This is a genomic window from Hymenobacter ruber, assembly GCF_054783255.1.
In genome coordinates, this window is sequence record NZ_BAAGQX010000002.1 from 1,305,209 (window position 1) to 1,321,341 (window position 16,133).

A 16,133-nucleotide genomic window follows, 5' to 3' on the forward strand; every position below is an offset into this window, starting at 1 on the left:
GGGCGTAATTTCCAGCCCGTTTCCAACATCAACCTATGCGTCTCCTGTTCACCAAAGCTTGCTTATCCCTCATTGTGTTACTAAATGCAGGCGGGTTATCCTCCGCCCATGCCCAAATAACACCGCTAAATGGTGGCGCTGGTACAGTATCCTTTAAAGTGCCCCAACTGGCAGAAGGGGGTGGACAGGCTGGCTTGGTACGGGCCATTCAGAAACGGGTGGTGTATCCGCGGAGCGCCCTGCGCGACATCTTGCAGGGGCAGTGCCAGGTTTCCTTCGCAGTAAGCCCCACAGGCCAAGTGGGCCAGATAAGAATTACGCGGAGCTTGGAACCCGAAATGGATGCGGCCGTGATTGCGGCCGTGCGGCAACTGCCGCAGTTGGAGCCCGCCACGCAGTTTGGCAAGCCCGTTGCCTGCCTGATGACGGCCCCCATTACGTTTTTGATTGACTACCCGCTGAAGGTGAAAAAGCCGTTACCCGCTGCCGATTCCCTACAGCTATTTTCGGCGGTCAGGCAAATGCCCTTGTATCGCGGCAAGCTCGGCTTCGTCCAGATGGCAGATGATTTAGTGGCCGAATATCTGCGCTTGCAGGCCAACACAGGCTGCTTCGTGCCTCGCACCAACTTGGGCATCTTGGTTACGGTAGGCCCGGGCGGCACCCTGTACGACTTGCAGGTCAGCAAACCCAACCAGCAGGCGCAGGATGACTTGCGGGCCGAATACGGTGACGCGGTAGTGCAACAGGAAGAAGAAGAACTACCGGCAGCCTGCACTGCCTTGCTGGCCCAGGCTGCCCAGCACCTGCCGCGGCTGGCTCCTGCTTACGCCAATGGCCAGCGCGTAGCGACGCGTCTGCAGCTTACGCTTCTGGCTTCGCCAACAAACTAGCTGGCGAGGAATAAGCAGCAGGCGCAACGGAGCCCCCAAGCGATAAATCCTTATCGGCCGGAACCCAACGCCTTGCCTGCTTGTATCTTTGCACTATGCTGCTAGAATTGCCCCTCGCCCCCGTTGTCAAAAAGCGTGATATCCGCAAAACCTCGCCCGACGAGCTCAAGGCCTTTATGGTGGAGCACGGCGAGAAGCCCTTCCGCGCCAAGCAGGTAACGGAGTGGCTGTGGAAGAATACAGCCGCCACGTTTGAGGAGATGAACAACATATCGGTGGCCACCCGCGAGTTGCTCGACCATCACTTCGTCATCAACGGCGTGACGGTGCAGAACAAGCAGCTGAGCAACGACGGCACCATCAAATCGGCCTTCAAGCTCTATGACGGCAACATTGTGGAGGGCGTGCTCATTCCGCATGATACGCGCATGACGGCCTGCATCAGCTCGCAGGTGGGCTGCTCGCTCACGTGTAAATTCTGCGCCACGGGCTACATGGACCGTAAGCGCAACCTCGACGCGGCCGAGATTTACGACCAGGTGGTGCGCATCCGCGAGCAGTGCGAGGCCCAGTACGGCACGCCGCTCACCAACATCGTGTACATGGGCATGGGCGAGCCGCTGCTCAACTACGCCAACGTGGTAGAAAGCGTGCGCCGCATCACCGCGCCCGACGGCCTGAACATGGCCCCGCGCCGCATCACCATCAGCACGGCCGGCATTGCCAAGATGATTAAAAAGCTGGCCGATGACGACGTGAAAGCCAACCTGGCCCTCTCGCTGCATGCCCCCACCGACGTGAAGCGCAACGAAATCATGCCCATCAACGAGGCCAACTCGCTGGCCGCGCTCAAAGAAGCCCTGCAGTATTACCACGAGAAAACCGGCCGCAAAGTCACGTATGAATACATCGTGTTCGACGGCTTCAACGATGGGCTGGACGATGCCGCCGAGCTGCTGAAAATCAGCAAGTGGCTGCCCTGCAAAATCAACCTGATTGAGTATAACCCCATCGACAACGCCAGCTACCAGAACGCGGAGGCCGATAAAATCACGGCCTTCCACAAGTTCCTGGCTGACCGCGGCGTGCAAACTAACATCCGCCGCTCGCGCGGCAAGGACATCGACGCGGCCTGCGGGCAGTTGGCGGTGAAGGAAGAGAAGACGACGGCGTAGCTTCTCCTGATTCAGCCATAAGAAAGCCCGCCTGGAAGTGCTCCTGGCGGGCTTTTTTTATGGCGGGCGTGTGCCGGGCTACTTAAGCTTGCCGAAGCGCACGGTGAGTTCGGCGTAGGGGTAACCGCCGCCGTCAGCGGACCGGCCGCTGTGGTAAGGGTCCTCGTAGGAGAGATGGGCGTAGAGCATACCCAGTGCGCCACTGATGCGCGGCGCGGCAAAGCGCATCCCGATGATGCCCGCCACCAGCGTGGCCCGGTCGTAGGAGTTGCCGTCGCGCAGGATATAGGTTTCATCGACCAGCGACACGCGCCGGGCAATGCGGGTGGCCCCGCCCAGCATGATAACCGGGGTGTTGGAAAAGCCGATGCCGCTGGCAAAGCCGTAGCCCAGGCCACCGGTCAGGTTGTGGTCGGCACCGCCGTAGGTGGCGTTGGCGTAGGTGATGCCGCCGGTGCTGCCGTTGGAAAACAGCAGCAAAGCCCCACCGCCAGCTTTCACCTTATCCGACAGGCCGAAGCTGGCCTTGGGCGTGATGCCGAACACATTGTCGCTGCCCGCGCCGGGCACGACGGTGGCAATGGCCCCCATCGAGAAATTATCGGTGATGCCGTAGTTAGCACTCAGCAGGAAAACTTCCATGTTTTGCACGTAGCCCTCGCCGCGGCGCAGGTTGCGGGCAGTGGGCGCGAAAAACAGGCGGTTGCCGTTGCCCACGTCGTCGTAGCCGTGGCGGGCTTGGGCCGTAGTCAGCAGCACGAACTCGCGCAGGTTGCTGCGCTGGATGTGGAGGCTGCCCAGGTCTTTGGTTTCGAACTCCAGCTCCTGGGCCGTGGCCGCGCGCAGAATGCCCGTGAAGCGGTTGCCCGAAAGCAATTCGACGCTATAGCTGCGGCCGATGAGCTCGGGCGTGGTACCGCCCGCGTCCTTGGCTGCCGGGCTCGCAACGCGGCCGTTGCCGGGCGGCACCTCGGTGGTAGCGTAGGGCGGCGGGGCGGGCAGGCCACCCAGCGGGCCCACTTCCTGAAGGCGGCGGGCAATGCCCGCGCTCACGGCGGCAAACTCGGCTGGGGTGAAGGGGCGGGCCAGGTGGCGGCCGTCGCGAAAGGTGGTGCGCAGGGTGATGGCGCTGTCCGGGGCCAGGGCGCGCATGAAGCGGGCTTCCTGAAAATCATTGGCGCTATAGTAGGGAAACAGGCCGAAATGGGCCTTCTCGACGCCATCGATGACTTCGCCCACAGCGGGGCTGACCACAAGAATTTTTTCGGCGGGGGCCTGGGCCAAAGCGACGTGGCCCGGTAGGGCCAGCAGCGCCAGGCAGCCCAGCAAGGGTATGGGTTTATTCATTGAGGAAAGGTTAATTCCTCAAAGATGGGAAGCGGGCGGCAAACAATGCCGTATAACCCACAGCTTACCGGCCGGCGCCTACGCCTTCCACTTGCCCGTGGAGCGCGGCCGGCCGGTGGCCCGTTCCTCGTCCGATTCGCCGGGGGCGATTTCTTCCAGGCGCACGCGCACGGCGTGGGATTTGGGCTGCACTTTCTGACCAAAGGCGTCGGCAAACTCCTGGGTAAACTCGGCCCCGAAGAAGATGATGAGCGACGAATAGTTGACCCACAGCAGCAGCACAATGGCCGAGCCCGCCGCCCCAAAGGCCGAGCCGGGGTCAGACTTGGCGATGTAAAAGGCGATGAGAAACTTGCCAATCACGAAGAGCAGCGCCGTGATGAAGGCCCCGATGCCCACGTCGCGCCAGCGAATGATGGCATCGGGCAGAAACCGGTAGATGAGCGCAAACAGCAGCGTGGTGACGCCCAGCGACAGCGCAAAATCGACGACTTTAATAGCGATAATGCCGGCCTCCGGAATCTGGCGCGACAGCCAGCCGGTGAAGGCGCTGAGCACAGCGCTTATCACGAAGGAGATGAGCAGCAGCAGGGCCACGCTCAAAATCAGCCCGAACGAGAGAAAGCGCTGCTTGAGAAACGCCCCAATGCCGATGCCGTTGGTTTTCACTTTCAGGTTCCAGATGTCGTTGATGCTTTCCTGGAGGGTGACGAAGAAGGTGGTGGCCGCGAAAATGAGCGTGGCCACCCCAATAGTAGTTGCCACCGGCCCGCGCTGCTGCAGGGTAAACTTGGCAATGCTGTCCTGCAGAAACTTGGCCGAATCCGGTCCTACCAGACCCTTGAGCTGCCCATACACCTGGCCCGTGATGGCCTCGCCGCCATACACGGCACTGGCCACCGTGATGACGATGAGCAGCAGCGGCGGCAACGAGAAAATGGTGTAGTACGACAGCGCCGCCGCGTGCCGGAAGGAGTTGTTGTTGCTAAACTCGCCCGCCGAGGACTTGATGACGGCGAGAACGTCGGAAAACTTGTATTGCGTGGCCATGCAGAGCTGGAAAGGGGTATCGAAAAGCGGGGTTGCGCTTGCTAGTACGGCCGGACCGGGCCGGCGTTGGCAGAACGCGAACTAAACGCCCTGCGCCAGCGTCCAGCGCAGCGTTTCGATGGGAGCGGCGCGCAGGGCGGCGGCCAGCTCGGCATCGTCTTTATATTGAAGTTGGGTGAGCACGCTGGCCTCCACGCTCACCTCAATTTCCGGGGCTTGAAACGGCCACGGGCTGATGACGACCGGGCCGTCGGCCCCGGGCTGGGCCAGGGTGTGCACGGTGCCATCGGGCCCGCGATGAATTTCGACGGCACGGCCCATTTCCGGGATTTCGTGGCGGCAGAGAATGAGCGAGAGGCGGTCGCACCAGTGCAGCAGGGCGTAGGCCCGGGCAGCGTCTTTTTTGGAGATTTTCAGCTCCTTCTGCCACTGCTGCTGGCGCGCTTTCAAGTCGTCCAGAAAGCCGTCGATTTCCTTTTTCTGACCGCGCAGGCCCTCATACAGGCAGCTCAGGTGCAGGCTGGTGAGGAGGCTGCGCCAGCGCCCCTGGAAGCGGGCGGCGGCCAGCACACCAGCGGCCTGCTCCATCGAGAATTCCTGTTGGGTGAAGTTGGCCGGGGCGCCGGCGGCGGTGAGGCCGTGGTGGCCGCCGTGGCCGTGCCAGGCAGCCTGCTCGTCGTCGTGCTGCGCGATGGCAGCCAGCAGGCCCACCCACTTGTCGGGCGGTAGCAGGGTGGGTGGCCAGTGCCAGGCAAGCTGCGTGGCCAGCAGGGCGTGGGCCTGCTGGTAGATGATTTGCCAGCCGGCGGGGGTGGAGTTGACTATCATGAGGGGGCTTAAAATTTAGCAGAACTGCAGCAGGTCTTCTTACGGCGTCGGCTTTGGGCAGATGCGACTCCTATCTTTGACTAGTATAAACTCTACCTGATATGCTGCTTTTTACCCTCCGCCTGCAGACGCTGTTGATTTCATTGCTGCTGTTGGCCGGGCCAGCCGGTGCGCAGCAGCCCAACTGGCAGTGGGCCGCCGGGGCCAGCAACGTGTCCCCCTTCACCGATGGCTCGGGGGTGAATGCCACGGCGGTGGATGCCACCGGCAGTGTGGTAGTAACCGGTTATTTCATCGGCACTCTCACCTTGGGCAGCTTCGTGCTGACCAGTGCGGGCGGCCGGGACCTGTTTGTGGCCCGGCTCAGCCGGGCCGGCGCGTGGACGCAGGCCGTGCGGGCCGGCGGCAGCGACGACGACGAGGCCTTCGGCCTGGCCCTTGACGCGAGCGGCACTGCCGTGCTAGCGGGTAGTTTCAAGAGTCCCACCATCGGCTTTGGAACGACAACCCTGACCAATGCAGGCACGGATGGCGACATCTTCGTGGCGCGGCTGAGCGCGGCCGGGGCCTGGGGGCAGGCGGTCCGGGCCGGGTCGCCAGCCGGGGATGGTGCCGCCGCCGTGGCCGTCGATGCCGGCGGCAACGTGGTAGTGGCCGGCAGCTTCGGTGGAACGAGCGCGACATTTGGCACCATCACCGTGCTGGGCCTGGGCGCGCGCGATGTGTACGTGGCCCGGCTGAGCGCGGCCGGCACCTGGACGCAGGTGGTGCAGGCCGGTGGCACCGCCAACGATTACGTATCGGACATGGTGCTGGACAATGCGGGCACGGCCACCATCTGCGGGAGCTTTGCGGCCGGGGCTGGCTTTGGGGCCTACACCCTGCTGAGCGCGGGCGATGTAGACGTGTTTGTGGCCCGACTCAGCAGCGCCGGCATCTGGAACCAGGCCGTGCGGGCCGGCGGCTCCAGCTACGACTATGCCAATGGCCTGGCCGTGGACGCGGCCGGCACTGCCACCGTGGTGGGGGGAACGGCCAGCAGCACGGCCGATTTCGGCCCGATTTCGCTGCCAGGCGCTCCCCGCCGGAGCCTGTTTGCTGCCCGCCTTAGCGGGGCCGGTACTTGGACGCAGGCCGTCCGGGCCAGCACCATCACCGAGACGGAGGCTACCGCTGTCCGCCTGGTCGGAGGCACGGGGGCGGCCATTGTCACCGGCTCTTTCAGCGGTACCCTCACCTTGGGGCAGACACTCACAAGTGCGGGCCTCTCCGATGCCTTCATCGCCCGCCTGGATGCAGCTGGTACCTGGGGACAGTCTGTGCGGGCCGGCGGGCCGGAATCTGATTTTGCGGATGCAGTGGCCGTCGATGGGGCAGGCAGCGTGGTAGTAGCCGGCCAGTTTCTGCGCGCGGCTACGTTTGGCACCACCACCCTCACGGCCCCCAACAGCACCCGCGAAACAGTGTTCGTGGCCCGGCTCACGGGCCTGGCCACCGCCACCCGCGCCGCCACGCCCGCCGAGGTCTTTACCCTCTCCCCCAACCCGGCCAGCCCCGCCACCGCCCCAGTGCGCCTGAGCTGGCCCGAAGCCACCGCCGCCCCGCGCCCCCTGCTGGTGCTGGACAACCTGGCCCGCACCGTGCGCCGCCAAGAGCTGCCCGCCCGCGCCACCACCGCCACGCTCGACGTGCAGGGCCTCCCGCCCGGCCTCTACCTAGTGCGCTGCGGCACGGCCATTGCCCGACTGGTAGTCGAGTAAACCGCCCGCCGCGCCGGCCGTACTTTCGGCCATGCCTGAGTCCATCGCCGCCGGCCCCACCCCGCTCACCGTCCCGCTGCCCGACGGCCGCGTGCTGGGCCTCACCCGCTACGGCAGCCCCGCGCACCGGGCGGTGGTGTTTCACCACGGCTTCGGCTCCTCGGGGCTGGAATTGCCCGATGATGACGCCCTGCTGGACCGGTTGCAGCTCCAGATTCTGGCGCCCGACCGGCCCGGTGTGGGCCAGTCCAGCGTGTACCGGCCGCTCACGTTTCCTTCCTTTGCCGATGACGTGGTGGCCATGCTGCAGGCGCTGGAAATAGCCGGACCGGTGGGCGTGATGGGATGGTCGGTGGGCGGGGTGCACGCGCTGGCGCTGGCCGCGCGGCACCCGGCACGGGTGGCGGCCGGGCAGCTGCTCAGCACCTGCCTGCCGCTGGGCGAGCGCGCCGCCTACCGCCACCTCTCGCCGCTGTGGAAGCTGCTGCGCTGGGGCCAAATCGGCTTTCCCTGGCTGAATCGAACCACTTTTCTCTGGCTCAGCCGCCAATGGCGGCGCCACCCCGACCGCACCATCGACTGGTTTATCCGCCTCATGTTCGCGGAAGAAGCGCGCGTCACGGCCAGCCACCGGGCGCTGCTGCGCGATGCGGCCGTGGCCGGCTTCGCCCACCACGGCCGGGGCGTGTACGATGATGCGCAAGCCTGGTGCCGCCCGCCCGGCTTCTGCATCGAGGACGTGCAATGCCCCGTGCGCCTTTGGCACGGCCAGGCCGATGGCGTGTGGGCTCCTAGCAATATTCCCTACCTGGCCGGACGGCTGGGCGGCGCACCGGTGCACCTGCTGCCGAGCCAGGGCCACATGCTGTACCTGGAAAACTGGGCGGCGATACTGGAGGAAATGGCGGGGCTGCTGTAGCACAGGCTTTGTAGGCCGCGTTGCCGCGCCGGCCGAACTAATTGCCCGCGTAACGTTCTTTTGCAAAGTAGACCTCCCCGGATGGTGTGGGAATGCGGATTGCAAAGTCTGCACTACTGTGCGCTACGGCCATCCCGCTACTCTAGCTTTACCCTGTGAATCAATACATCGAGCAAATTCTGCACAACCCGCTCGCCTCACTGGCCATCGTGGGCAATCTGGTCATCATCGAAAGCCTGCTCTCGGTGGATAATGCCGCCGTGCTGGCCACGATGGTGGGCGACCTGCCCCGCGAGCAGCGCCACAAGGCCCTGCGCTACGGCATTTTCGGGGCGTATATTTTCCGGGGGCTGTGCATTCTGTTTGCGTCGTTTCTCATCAAATTCTGGTTTTTGAAGCCGCTGGGCGGGCTCTACCTGCTGTACCTAGTGTACGACCATTTCAAGGCCAAGCCGGCGCACGACGACGAAACCATCGACAAGCAGAAAAGCTGGATTTACCGTAACACGCTGGGAATATTCGGGAAGTTCTGGGCCACCGTGGCGCTCATCGAGCTCATGGATTTGGCCTTCAGCATCGACAACGTGTTTGCCGTAGTGGCCTTCACCGATAACCTGATTCTGATTTGTGTGGGCGTTTTCATCGGCATTCTGGCCATGCGGCTGGTGGCGCAGGGCTTCGTGCTGCTCATGGGCAAATATCCGTTTCTGGAAACGGCCGCCTTCGGGGTGATTGGCCTGCTGGGTCTGAAATTGGTGCTTTCGCTGGTGGCCCACTTCCTGCCCGGCCACCCCATGAGCGAGGCCCTGGAAAGCGAAGCCGCCGACGTGGCCATTACCATCCTCACGGTGGCAGCCTTTGCGGTGCCGTGGGCTACGTCGCTGCTCTTCAACGTGCCCCGGCACGCCGGTGGCAGCCCCCCCGCCGAAACCCAGGCGGCCGAAGCGACGCAGCAACAGGAGGCATAGGGCGTGGCCGAAGTCTTCCGCTCCCTCCAGCACCGCAATTTTCGGCTGTACTACGCCGGGCAGTCCGTTTCCCTCATCGGCACCTGGATGCAGCGGCTGGCCGTGAGCTGGCTGGTGTATAATGCCACGCATTCGGCCTTTCTACTCGGGTTGGTGTCGTTTTGCGGCCAGATTCCCACGCTGCTGCTCTCGCCTTACGGCGGCACCGTGGCCGACCGCTACAGCCGCTACCGCGTGCTGCTCATCACCCAGGTGGCCTCGCTGGTGCAGGCCACCGTGCTGGCCTGGCTGGTGCTCAGCGGCCACTACCACACCTGGGCCGTGGCGGGCCTGAGCCTGCTGCTGGGCACCATCAACGCGTTCGACATTCCGGCCCGGCAGTCGCTCATCGTGGAGTTGGTGGACGACCGCGCCCACCTCCCCAACGCCATTGCCCTGAATTCGACCATGGTGAACCTGGCCCGGCTGGTGGGCCCGGCGGTGGCCGGCCTGCTGCTGGCCCGCTTCGGCGAAGGCCCCTGCTTTGTGGTGAATGCGGTGAGCTTCGTGGCCGTGGTGGCCTCGCTGCTGCTCATGCGCATGGCCCCGCGGCCCGTGCGCCCGCACCGCCCGGGTGCCTGGGAGGGCTTGCGCGAGGGCTGGGCCTACCTGCGCCAGGCCCCCGCCCTGCGCCGCCAGATTCTGCTCATGGCGGGCATCAGCTTCTGCGTCATGCCGTTTGGCACGCTGCTGCCGGTGTTTGCCAAGGACGTTTTTCACGGTGCGGCCGGCACTTTTGGCTGGCTCAATAGCCTCTCGGGGCTCGGCTCGCTGGTGGGGGCCTTCTACCTCGCTTCGCGACCCGCCGAAAACCGCCGGCCGCAGCTCATTACCTACGCGGCGCTGGTGTTTTGCGCCAGCATCGTGGCGTTTGCGCTCAGCCCGGTGCTGGGGCTGGCGCTGGTGTTCATTACGCTCAGCGGCACAGGCATGATGATGTTTATCGCGGGCACCAACACGGCCATCCAGACCAATGTGGACGACCACATGCGCGGCCGAGTGCTGAGCTACTACGTGATGGCGTTCCAGGGCATTCAGCCGCTGGGGGCGCTGCTGGTGGGCTGGCTGGCGCGGCACATTGGGGCACCGCACACGGTGTTGCTGCAAGGCGCGGCGGGGCTGGTAGTGGCGCTGGCCTTCTGGCAGCAGGGCCGCCGGAGTGCCGCCGCCGAAAAAAAACCGGCAATGGCAAGCAACTAAAGCGGCCGGGAGCGGGTCAGGAATAAGGACCGATACCGCATTTTGCAGTATCCTTGCCAATACTTTTCCACCTTCCTTTCCGCCGTCACATGCATACGCCTACCCGATGCCTGCGGGCCCTGTCCTGCCTGGGCCTGCTGGCCGCCCCCACCCTCGCGCACGCTCAGGCCCAGGCGTGGCAGTGGGCTACTGCCCCCACCGCCATCATCGACCAGTCGACTGACTTTGGCGGTTCTTCTATCAGCGCCATGGCGCGGGACGCGGCCGGCAATACCGTGGTGGCGGGTCGGTTTTATGGCACCTTCACATTGGGTACCACTACACTGACCAGCGCGGGCTACAGCGACATTTTTGTGGCCAAAATCAGCCCCAACGGCGAATGGCTGCAAGCTGTGCGGGCTGGCGGCACCGGCGAAGACGTTATTAGCGCCCTCAAGCTGGATGCGGCCGGCAATGCCGTGGTGTCCGGCAATTTTGGCCACCTGATTACCGGAGGCACCGCAACGTTCGGGGCCAACACCCTCACGGCGGCGGGCAACACGGGCTCTTCCGATGCTTTTGTGGCCACATTGAGCCCAGGCGGCCAGTGGCTGCAAGCCGTGCGCGTCGGCGGCACTGGGTCCGACTACATATCGGCCCTGGCCCTGGATGGCGCGGGAAACGCCGTGGTGTACGGCACCATCACAGGCCCCGGCACGCTGGGCACCACCGCCTTTAATGCACCGGCTGGCACCGTACAGCTATTCGTGGCGAAGCTCAACCTGAGCACGGGCGCCTGGACTTTGCTGAACCAAGCCCCCGCTAATAGCGGAGCTATGGCCTTGGATGCAGCCGGCAACGTGGTGATATCGGGGAGCTACGGCCCTACCATTACCCTTGGCAGCACCACACTGACTGCCACCCGCAACGGGGTAGGCTATTTTGTGGCCCGGCTAAGCGCCAGCGGGCAATGGACTCAGGCCGTGCAGCTGATGCAGTCCCGCAGCAACAACGCCCCGTCCTGCGTCATCAACTCGCTGGCGGTGGATGCGGCCGGCACCGTCACCACGCTGGGCACACTGATAGAAACCGCCACCTTCGGCACCACCACGCTCACCAGTGCGGGCAGCTACGATATTTTTGTGGCCCGGCTCGATGCTGCCGGCCAGTGGACCCAGGCCGTGCAGGCCGGTGGGGCCGCCAATGACATCCCGGGTTACCTCGTCCTAGACGCGGCCGGCAACGCCATTGTAACGGGGCTTTTTGGGACTTACGGCGGGTTTACCCCTTCACCTAATGCCACTTTTGGTTCTCTCACGCTCATTACTGCAGGCGCTTATGATGCCTTTGTGGCCAAGCTCAGTCCCAGCGGCCAGTGGCTGCAAGCCGTTCGCGGCGGTGGCACGGGCAGCGACGTGGCCGGGCCGGCACTGGTAGATGCCGCCGGAAACATCACCGTAGCCGGCACTTGCGCGGACGCGGCGGCCTTTGGAACTACCACGCTCGCATGCCCAAGCATCTACGGCATGGCCTTCGTAGCCTACCTCTCCCCGGTCACCAATGTCACGGCCAGCCATACCGCCACGCCCGCCGAAATTTTCACCCTGAGCCCCAACCCGACCGCCGCCGCCGTGCGCCTCACCTGGCCCGAAACCAGCGCCAGCGCCCGCCCCGTGCAGGTGCTCGACGCGCTGGGCCGCGAAGTGCGCCGGCAGGAGCTGCCGGCCCGCGCCAATACCGTCACGCTCGACGTGGCCGGCCTCACGCCGGGCCTGTATATGGTGCGCTGCGGTGTTGCCACCAGCCGCCTGCAAGTGGAGTAGAACAGAAATACTGAAAGTAAAAAAGGCCCGTCTGACGATTCAGACGGGCCTTTTTTACTGCTAATTCTACATCTAAGCCGGCTGCATTTCCTTCAAATGCAGCAGCATATCAGCCGTCATCTTGTCGAGGTCGAAATCGGGCTGCCAGCCCCAGTCCTGCCGGGCTTTGGAGTCGTCGATGCTGGCGGGCCAGGAATTGGCGATTTGCTGGCGACCGTCGGGCTTGTAGGTGACTTCAAAATCGGGGACGTGCTTCTGGATGCTGGCCGTGATTTCGGCCGGCGAGAAGCTCATCGCGCCTAGGTTATATGAGGTGCGCACTTTAATTTGCTCGGCCGGGGCGTGCATCAGGTCCAGCGTGGCCTTCAGCGCGTCGGGCATGTACATCATCGGCAAATACGTGTCTTCTTCGAGGAAGCACTCGTAGTTTTCGCCGGCCACGGCCTTGTGGTAGATGTCCACGGCATAGTCGGTGGTGCCGCCGCCGGGCAGGCTCTTGTAGCCGATGAGGCCGGGGTAGCGCAGGCTGCGCACGTCCAGTCCGTGCTTGCGGTGGTACCACTCGCACCACTGTTCGCCGGCCAGTTTGCTGATGCCGTACACCGTGTTGGGGTTCATGATGGTGACCTGCGGCGTGTTATCGCGCGGCGTGTCGGGGCCGAACACGGCAATGGAGCTGGGCCAGTACACCTGGGCCACGCCGTGGGCCACAGCGGCTTCGAGCACAATGAGCAGGCCGTCCATGTTCAGCTGCCAGCCGAACAGCGGGTTCTTTTCCGCCGTGGCCGAAAGCAGGGCGGCGAGGTGATAAATCTGCTTGGGCCGGTACTGGCGGATGAGCTTGTCGAGCCGGGTGCGGTCAAGCACGTCGAGCAGCTCAAACGGGCCGCCGGCCAGCAAATCCGGGTTTTTGGGCGGGCGCACGTCGGCGGCTACTACCAAGTGGGGCTCGTAGCGCTGGCGCAGGGCGGCCACCAGCTCGAGGCCCAGCTGGCCGCAGGCGCCAATGACCAGCACAGAGCCGGGTAATACAGAAGTTTCAGTGTCGCCGGGATTGGTGGCCATGCGCGGGGGTCGGGTTGAGGTGGTGGGAGTGGGAATTGGGCTGCAAAGATACCGGGGCGACCGTAGCCGGGCCGTGGGAGCGGGCACGGTTTTGCCCACAACGGTGTTGGAGCGCCTTAGTTACACCAACCCCGTCTCACGCTATGCCACCCCGACCCACACTTTACACCCTGATTTACCGCAGCCAGGCCTCGCGGGCGGTGCACGAAGTGACGCTGCCGCCGCTGCTGCGCAAGGCCCGCCTGCACAACGAGCGCACCCGCCTCGGCGGCCTGCTGCTGTATGCCAAAGGCGAATTTATGCAGGTGCTCGAAGGCCCCGAGCCCGCCCTAAGCCAGCTCTACGCCCGCATCAAGGCCGACCCGCGCCACTACGCCGTGCGCACCCTGGCCTATGGCCCCATCACGGAGCGCGCCTTCCCCGACTGGCGCATGGCCTACGTGCCGGCCGATGCCAAAGCCCTGGAAAAAATCACCGGTTTCCTGCCGCTGGCGGCGGTCCCCGGCCACACCCCGCACCCGCCCCAGGAAGTGGCGCAGCTGCTGCATAGCTTCGCCCAGGGCCGCGCCCAGGACCAATAGCGTCCGGCGGCCCGGCTAGCGCTCAGCGGTATCTTTGGCGCCATGAAGGTGCGTCTGCTGTTCTTATTTTTTGGAATCTGGCTGCTGGGCAGCACGGCGGTGCGTGCCCAGGCACCCGCCCGCCCACGCTACCGCAACCTCGTGATGGAAGGCGGCGGCATCCGGGGCATTGCCTACGGCGGGGCGCTTCTGGAGCTGGAACAGCGCGGCGTGCTGGCCGGACTCACGCGGGTGGGCGGCACCTCGGCCGGGGCCATTCAGGCGGCGCTGCTGGCAGTGGGCTACTCGGCCCAGGAAATCATCGACGTGGTGAACGCCACGCCCGTGCAGCGGCTCAACGACGGCCGGTTCATCTTCTTCGGCGGCACGCACCGGTTGGTGAAGGAGTACGGCTGGTACCGGGGCGACGAGTTCAGCACCTACCTCGGCGAGCTGGTGGCCCGCAAAACCCAGAACGCCCACCTCACGCTGGGGGAACTGCACGCACTGGCCCAAAAAGAGCCCACCCGCTTCCGCGACCTCTACACCACGGGCACCAACCTTACCCAGCAGCGCGTGCAGGTGTTTAGCCACGAAACCACGCCCACCATGCGCGTGGCCGATGCCGTGCGCATCAGCATGAGCATTCCGCTCTACTTCCGGGCGGTGCTGCTTGATGCGCAGAACAATGTGATAACCGGCACGCCCACGCCCGGCCAGTCCGTGCAGGTGCTCGTCGATGGCGGCCTGCTGGCCAATTATCCCATTGATTTGTTCGACTACCCGCGCTACCTGGCCGCCGGCTTTACCGGCCCGCCCGATGCCCGGGGCCACGTCTTCAACCCCGAAACCCTGGGCCTGCGCCTCGACCGTGCCGAGCAGATTCCGCTGGATGGCGCGCCCGCCGGCCGCCAGCAGCTCGCCCCCTACGACATCACCGATTTCAACACCTATATGGGCGCGCTCTACACCGTAGCCCTCGAAAACCTCAACCCTGTGCATCCCAACGACTGGCAGCGCACCATCAGTATCGACTTTCTGAACTTCAGCCCGAAAATCAAACGGATTTCGGATGAGCAGAAAAAGCAGCTGATGGACAGCGGAAGAAAGGGCGCGCAGGCGTTTTTTAACAAATGAACGAGATGAAAAGAACGTCATGCTGAGCGGAGGCGCAGCCGTAGTCGAAGCATCTCTACTGCGTAAGTAATTCGCTGCTTGCAACGAAGCGGTAGAGATGCTTCGACTACGGCTGCGCTCAGCATGACGTTCTTTTACATCCGTTACTTCACTACTCCACTCAACCCACCAAAATATGTACGCCACTCTCCAGCCCGACCTCACCCAGCAGCTTCAGGAAATCAAAGACGCCGGCCTTTTCAAGAAGGAGCGCATCATTACCTCGCCCCAAGGGGCCGAAATTGAAACCGACGAAGCTGGCGAAGTGCTGAACTTTTGCGCCAACAATTACCTGGGCCTGAGCTCGCACCCCGAGGTCATCAAAGCAGCTAAGGAAGCCATCGACACGCACGGCTACGGCATGAGCTCGGTGCGCTTCATCTGCGGCACGCAGGACATCCACAAGGAGCTGGAAGCCAAGCTGGCCGAATTCCTCGGTACCGAGGACACCATCCTCTACGCAGCGGCTTTCGATGCCAACGGCGGGGTATTCGAGCCACTGTTTAATGAACAGGACGCCATCATTTCGGATGCGCTGAACCACGCCAGCATCATCGACGGCGTGCGCCTGTGCAAGGCCCAGCGCTACCGCTACGCCCACAACGACATGGCCGACCTGGAAAAGCAACTCCAGGACGCCGTGGCCAAAGGCACGCGCCACCGCATCATCGTCACCGACGGCTCGTTTTCGATGGACGGCACCATCGCGCAACTCGACAAAATCTGCGACCTCGCCGATAAATACCAGGCCCTGGTGATGGTGGACGAGTGCCACTCGTCGGGCTTCTTGGGCAAAACCGGCCGCGGCACCCACGAGTACCGCAACGTGATGGGCCGCGTCGACATCATCACCGGCACGCTGGGCAAGGCGCTGGGCGGGGCCATGGGCGGCTTCACTTCGGCCCGCAAGGAGATTGTGGACATGCTGCGCCAGCGCAGCCGCCCCTACCTGTTCTCCAACACGCTGGCCCCGGCCATCGTGGGCGCCAGCCTGCGCGTGCTGGAGCTGCTTACCGAAAGCACCCAGCTGCGCGATAAGCTCGAAGAGAACACCAAATACTTCCGCGAAAAGATGACGGCCGCCGGCTTCGACATCACGCCCGGCGAGCACCCCATCGTGCCCGTTATGCTCTACGATGCCAAGCTGGCCCAGGAATTCGCGGCCCGCATGCTCAAGGAGGGCATTTACGTGGTGGGCTTCTACTACCCCGTGGTGCCGCAGGGCAAGGCCCGCATCCGGGTGCAGCTCAGCGCCGGCCACGAGCGCGAGCATCTGGACAAGGCCATTGCCGCCTTCACCAAAGTGGGCAAGGAGCTGGAAGTGCTGAAATAGAAACCTCGGCTCAGTCAG

14 protein-coding genes are annotated in these 16,133 nt (G+C 64.1%); 10 read left to right on the forward strand and 4 right to left on the reverse strand.

What is annotated here, in order from left to right; all coding sequences use genetic code 11:
• Nucleotides 1–35: 35 nt before the first annotated feature.
• Nucleotides 36–893 (forward strand): energy transducer TonB, encoded by an 858-nt coding sequence (locus ACYVM5_RS06215; RefSeq protein ID WP_460617257.1) that lies wholly within the window; start codon nt 36–38, stop codon nt 891–893.
• Between the two features lie 95 nt (nt 894–988).
• On the forward strand, nt 989–2,068 hold the full coding sequence (gene rlmN, locus ACYVM5_RS06220) for a 23S rRNA (adenine(2503)-C(2))-methyltransferase RlmN (RefSeq protein WP_460617258.1): 1,080 nt from the start codon (nt 989–991) through the stop codon (nt 2,066–2,068).
• A gap of 78 nt (nt 2,069–2,146) precedes the next feature.
• Here the strand turns inward: rlmN and ACYVM5_RS06225 are convergent, their stop codons facing one another.
• The 3 genes from ACYVM5_RS06225 to ACYVM5_RS06235 form a co-directional block, all read right to left on the reverse strand.
• Nucleotides 2,147–3,415, reverse strand: a complete 1,269-nt coding sequence (locus ACYVM5_RS06225) for a hypothetical protein (protein ID WP_460617259.1) — start codon at nt 3,413–3,415, stop codon at nt 2,147–2,149.
• A gap of 78 nt (nt 3,416–3,493) precedes the next feature.
• The gene (locus tag ACYVM5_RS06230) at nt 3,494–4,465 is read right to left on the reverse strand and encodes a YihY/virulence factor BrkB family protein (protein ID WP_460617260.1); all 972 of its coding nucleotides are present in this window, start codon (nt 4,463–4,465) and stop codon (nt 3,494–3,496) included.
• 81 nt (nt 4,466–4,546) lie between these two features.
• Nucleotides 4,547–5,293 (reverse strand): DUF3891 family protein, encoded by a 747-nt coding sequence (locus ACYVM5_RS06235; protein WP_460617261.1) that lies wholly within the window; start codon nt 5,291–5,293, stop codon nt 4,547–4,549.
• Between the two features lie 101 nt (nt 5,294–5,394).
• Between ACYVM5_RS06235 and ACYVM5_RS06240 the strand changes: the two genes are divergently transcribed.
• From ACYVM5_RS06240 to ACYVM5_RS06260, 5 genes are all read left to right on the forward strand, one after another.
• Entirely contained in the window at nt 5,395–7,053 is a 1,659-nt protein-coding gene (locus ACYVM5_RS06240; protein WP_460617262.1) for a hypothetical protein, read from the forward strand.
• A 31-nt stretch (nt 7,054–7,084) separates the two neighbouring features.
• Entirely contained in the window at nt 7,085–7,972 is an 888-nt protein-coding gene (locus ACYVM5_RS06245) for an alpha/beta fold hydrolase (protein WP_460617263.1), read from the forward strand.
• Between the two features lie 155 nt (nt 7,973–8,127).
• Nucleotides 8,128–8,940 (forward strand): TerC family protein, encoded by an 813-nt coding sequence (locus ACYVM5_RS06250; protein WP_460617264.1) that lies wholly within the window; start codon nt 8,128–8,130, stop codon nt 8,938–8,940.
• A 3-nt stretch (nt 8,941–8,943) separates the two neighbouring features.
• The gene (locus tag ACYVM5_RS06255; protein ID WP_460617265.1) at nt 8,944–10,179 is read left to right on the forward strand and encodes an MFS transporter; all 1,236 of its coding nucleotides are present in this window, start codon (nt 8,944–8,946) and stop codon (nt 10,177–10,179) included.
• A gap of 89 nt (nt 10,180–10,268) precedes the next feature.
• The gene (locus ACYVM5_RS06260; protein ID WP_460617266.1) at nt 10,269–11,981 is read left to right on the forward strand and encodes a T9SS type A sorting domain-containing protein; all 1,713 of its coding nucleotides are present in this window, start codon (nt 10,269–10,271) and stop codon (nt 11,979–11,981) included.
• 72 nt (nt 11,982–12,053) lie between these two features.
• Here the strand turns inward: ACYVM5_RS06260 and ACYVM5_RS06265 are convergent, their stop codons facing one another.
• Entirely contained in the window at nt 12,054–13,046 is a 993-nt protein-coding gene (locus ACYVM5_RS06265; protein ID WP_460617267.1) for a Rossmann-fold NAD(P)-binding domain-containing protein, read from the reverse strand.
• A gap of 143 nt (nt 13,047–13,189) precedes the next feature.
• Here ACYVM5_RS06265 and ACYVM5_RS06270 point away from each other — a divergent pair, with 143 nt between their 5' ends.
• The 3 genes from ACYVM5_RS06270 to kbl all read left to right on the forward strand — a co-directional run bounded on the left by ACYVM5_RS06270 (nt 13,190) and on the right by kbl (nt 16,115).
• Nucleotides 13,190–13,627, forward strand: coding sequence for a BLUF domain-containing protein (locus ACYVM5_RS06270; protein ID WP_460617268.1), 438 nt, complete (start codon nt 13,190–13,192; stop codon nt 13,625–13,627).
• Between the two features lie 42 nt (nt 13,628–13,669).
• Entirely contained in the window at nt 13,670–14,743 is a 1,074-nt protein-coding gene (locus ACYVM5_RS06275) for a patatin-like phospholipase family protein (RefSeq protein ID WP_460617269.1), read from the forward strand.
• 175 nt (nt 14,744–14,918) lie between these two features.
• Nucleotides 14,919–16,115: a PLP-dependent aspartate aminotransferase family protein gene (gene kbl / locus ACYVM5_RS06280; protein ID WP_460617270.1), complete on the forward strand. Its 1,197-nt coding sequence runs from the start codon at nt 14,919–14,921 to the stop codon at nt 16,113–16,115.
• Nucleotides 16,116–16,133: the final 18 nt, after the last annotated feature.

Excerpts from the sequence above, each read along its gene's own strand:
- ACYVM5_RS06215 (WP_460617257.1), top strand. The coding sequence starts at position 36 with ATGCGTCTCCTGTTCACCAAAGCTTGCTTATCCCTCATTGTGTTACTA.
- rlmN (WP_460617258.1), top strand. The coding sequence starts at position 989 with ATGCTGCTAGAATTGCCCCTCGCCCCCGTTGTCAAAAAGCGTGATATC.
- ACYVM5_RS06225 (WP_460617259.1), bottom strand. The coding sequence starts at position 3,415 with ATGAATAAACCCATACCCTTGCTGGGCTGCCTGGCGCTGCTGGCCCTA.
- ACYVM5_RS06230 (WP_460617260.1), bottom strand. The coding sequence starts at position 4,465 with ATGGCCACGCAATACAAGTTTTCCGACGTTCTCGCCGTCATCAAGTCC.
- ACYVM5_RS06235 (WP_460617261.1), bottom strand. The coding sequence starts at position 5,293 with ATGATAGTCAACTCCACCCCCGCCGGCTGGCAAATCATCTACCAGCAG.
- ACYVM5_RS06240 (WP_460617262.1), top strand. The coding sequence starts at position 5,395 with ATGCTGCTTTTTACCCTCCGCCTGCAGACGCTGTTGATTTCATTGCTG.
- ACYVM5_RS06245 (WP_460617263.1), top strand. The coding sequence starts at position 7,085 with ATGCCTGAGTCCATCGCCGCCGGCCCCACCCCGCTCACCGTCCCGCTG.
- ACYVM5_RS06260 (WP_460617266.1), top strand. The coding sequence starts at position 10,269 with ATGCATACGCCTACCCGATGCCTGCGGGCCCTGTCCTGCCTGGGCCTG.
- ACYVM5_RS06265 (WP_460617267.1), bottom strand. The coding sequence starts at position 13,046 with ATGGCCACCAATCCCGGCGACACTGAAACTTCTGTATTACCCGGCTCT.
- ACYVM5_RS06270 (WP_460617268.1), top strand. The coding sequence starts at position 13,190 with ATGCCACCCCGACCCACACTTTACACCCTGATTTACCGCAGCCAGGCC.
- ACYVM5_RS06275 (WP_460617269.1), top strand. The coding sequence starts at position 13,670 with ATGAAGGTGCGTCTGCTGTTCTTATTTTTTGGAATCTGGCTGCTGGGC.
- kbl (WP_460617270.1), top strand. The coding sequence starts at position 14,919 with ATGTACGCCACTCTCCAGCCCGACCTCACCCAGCAGCTTCAGGAAATC.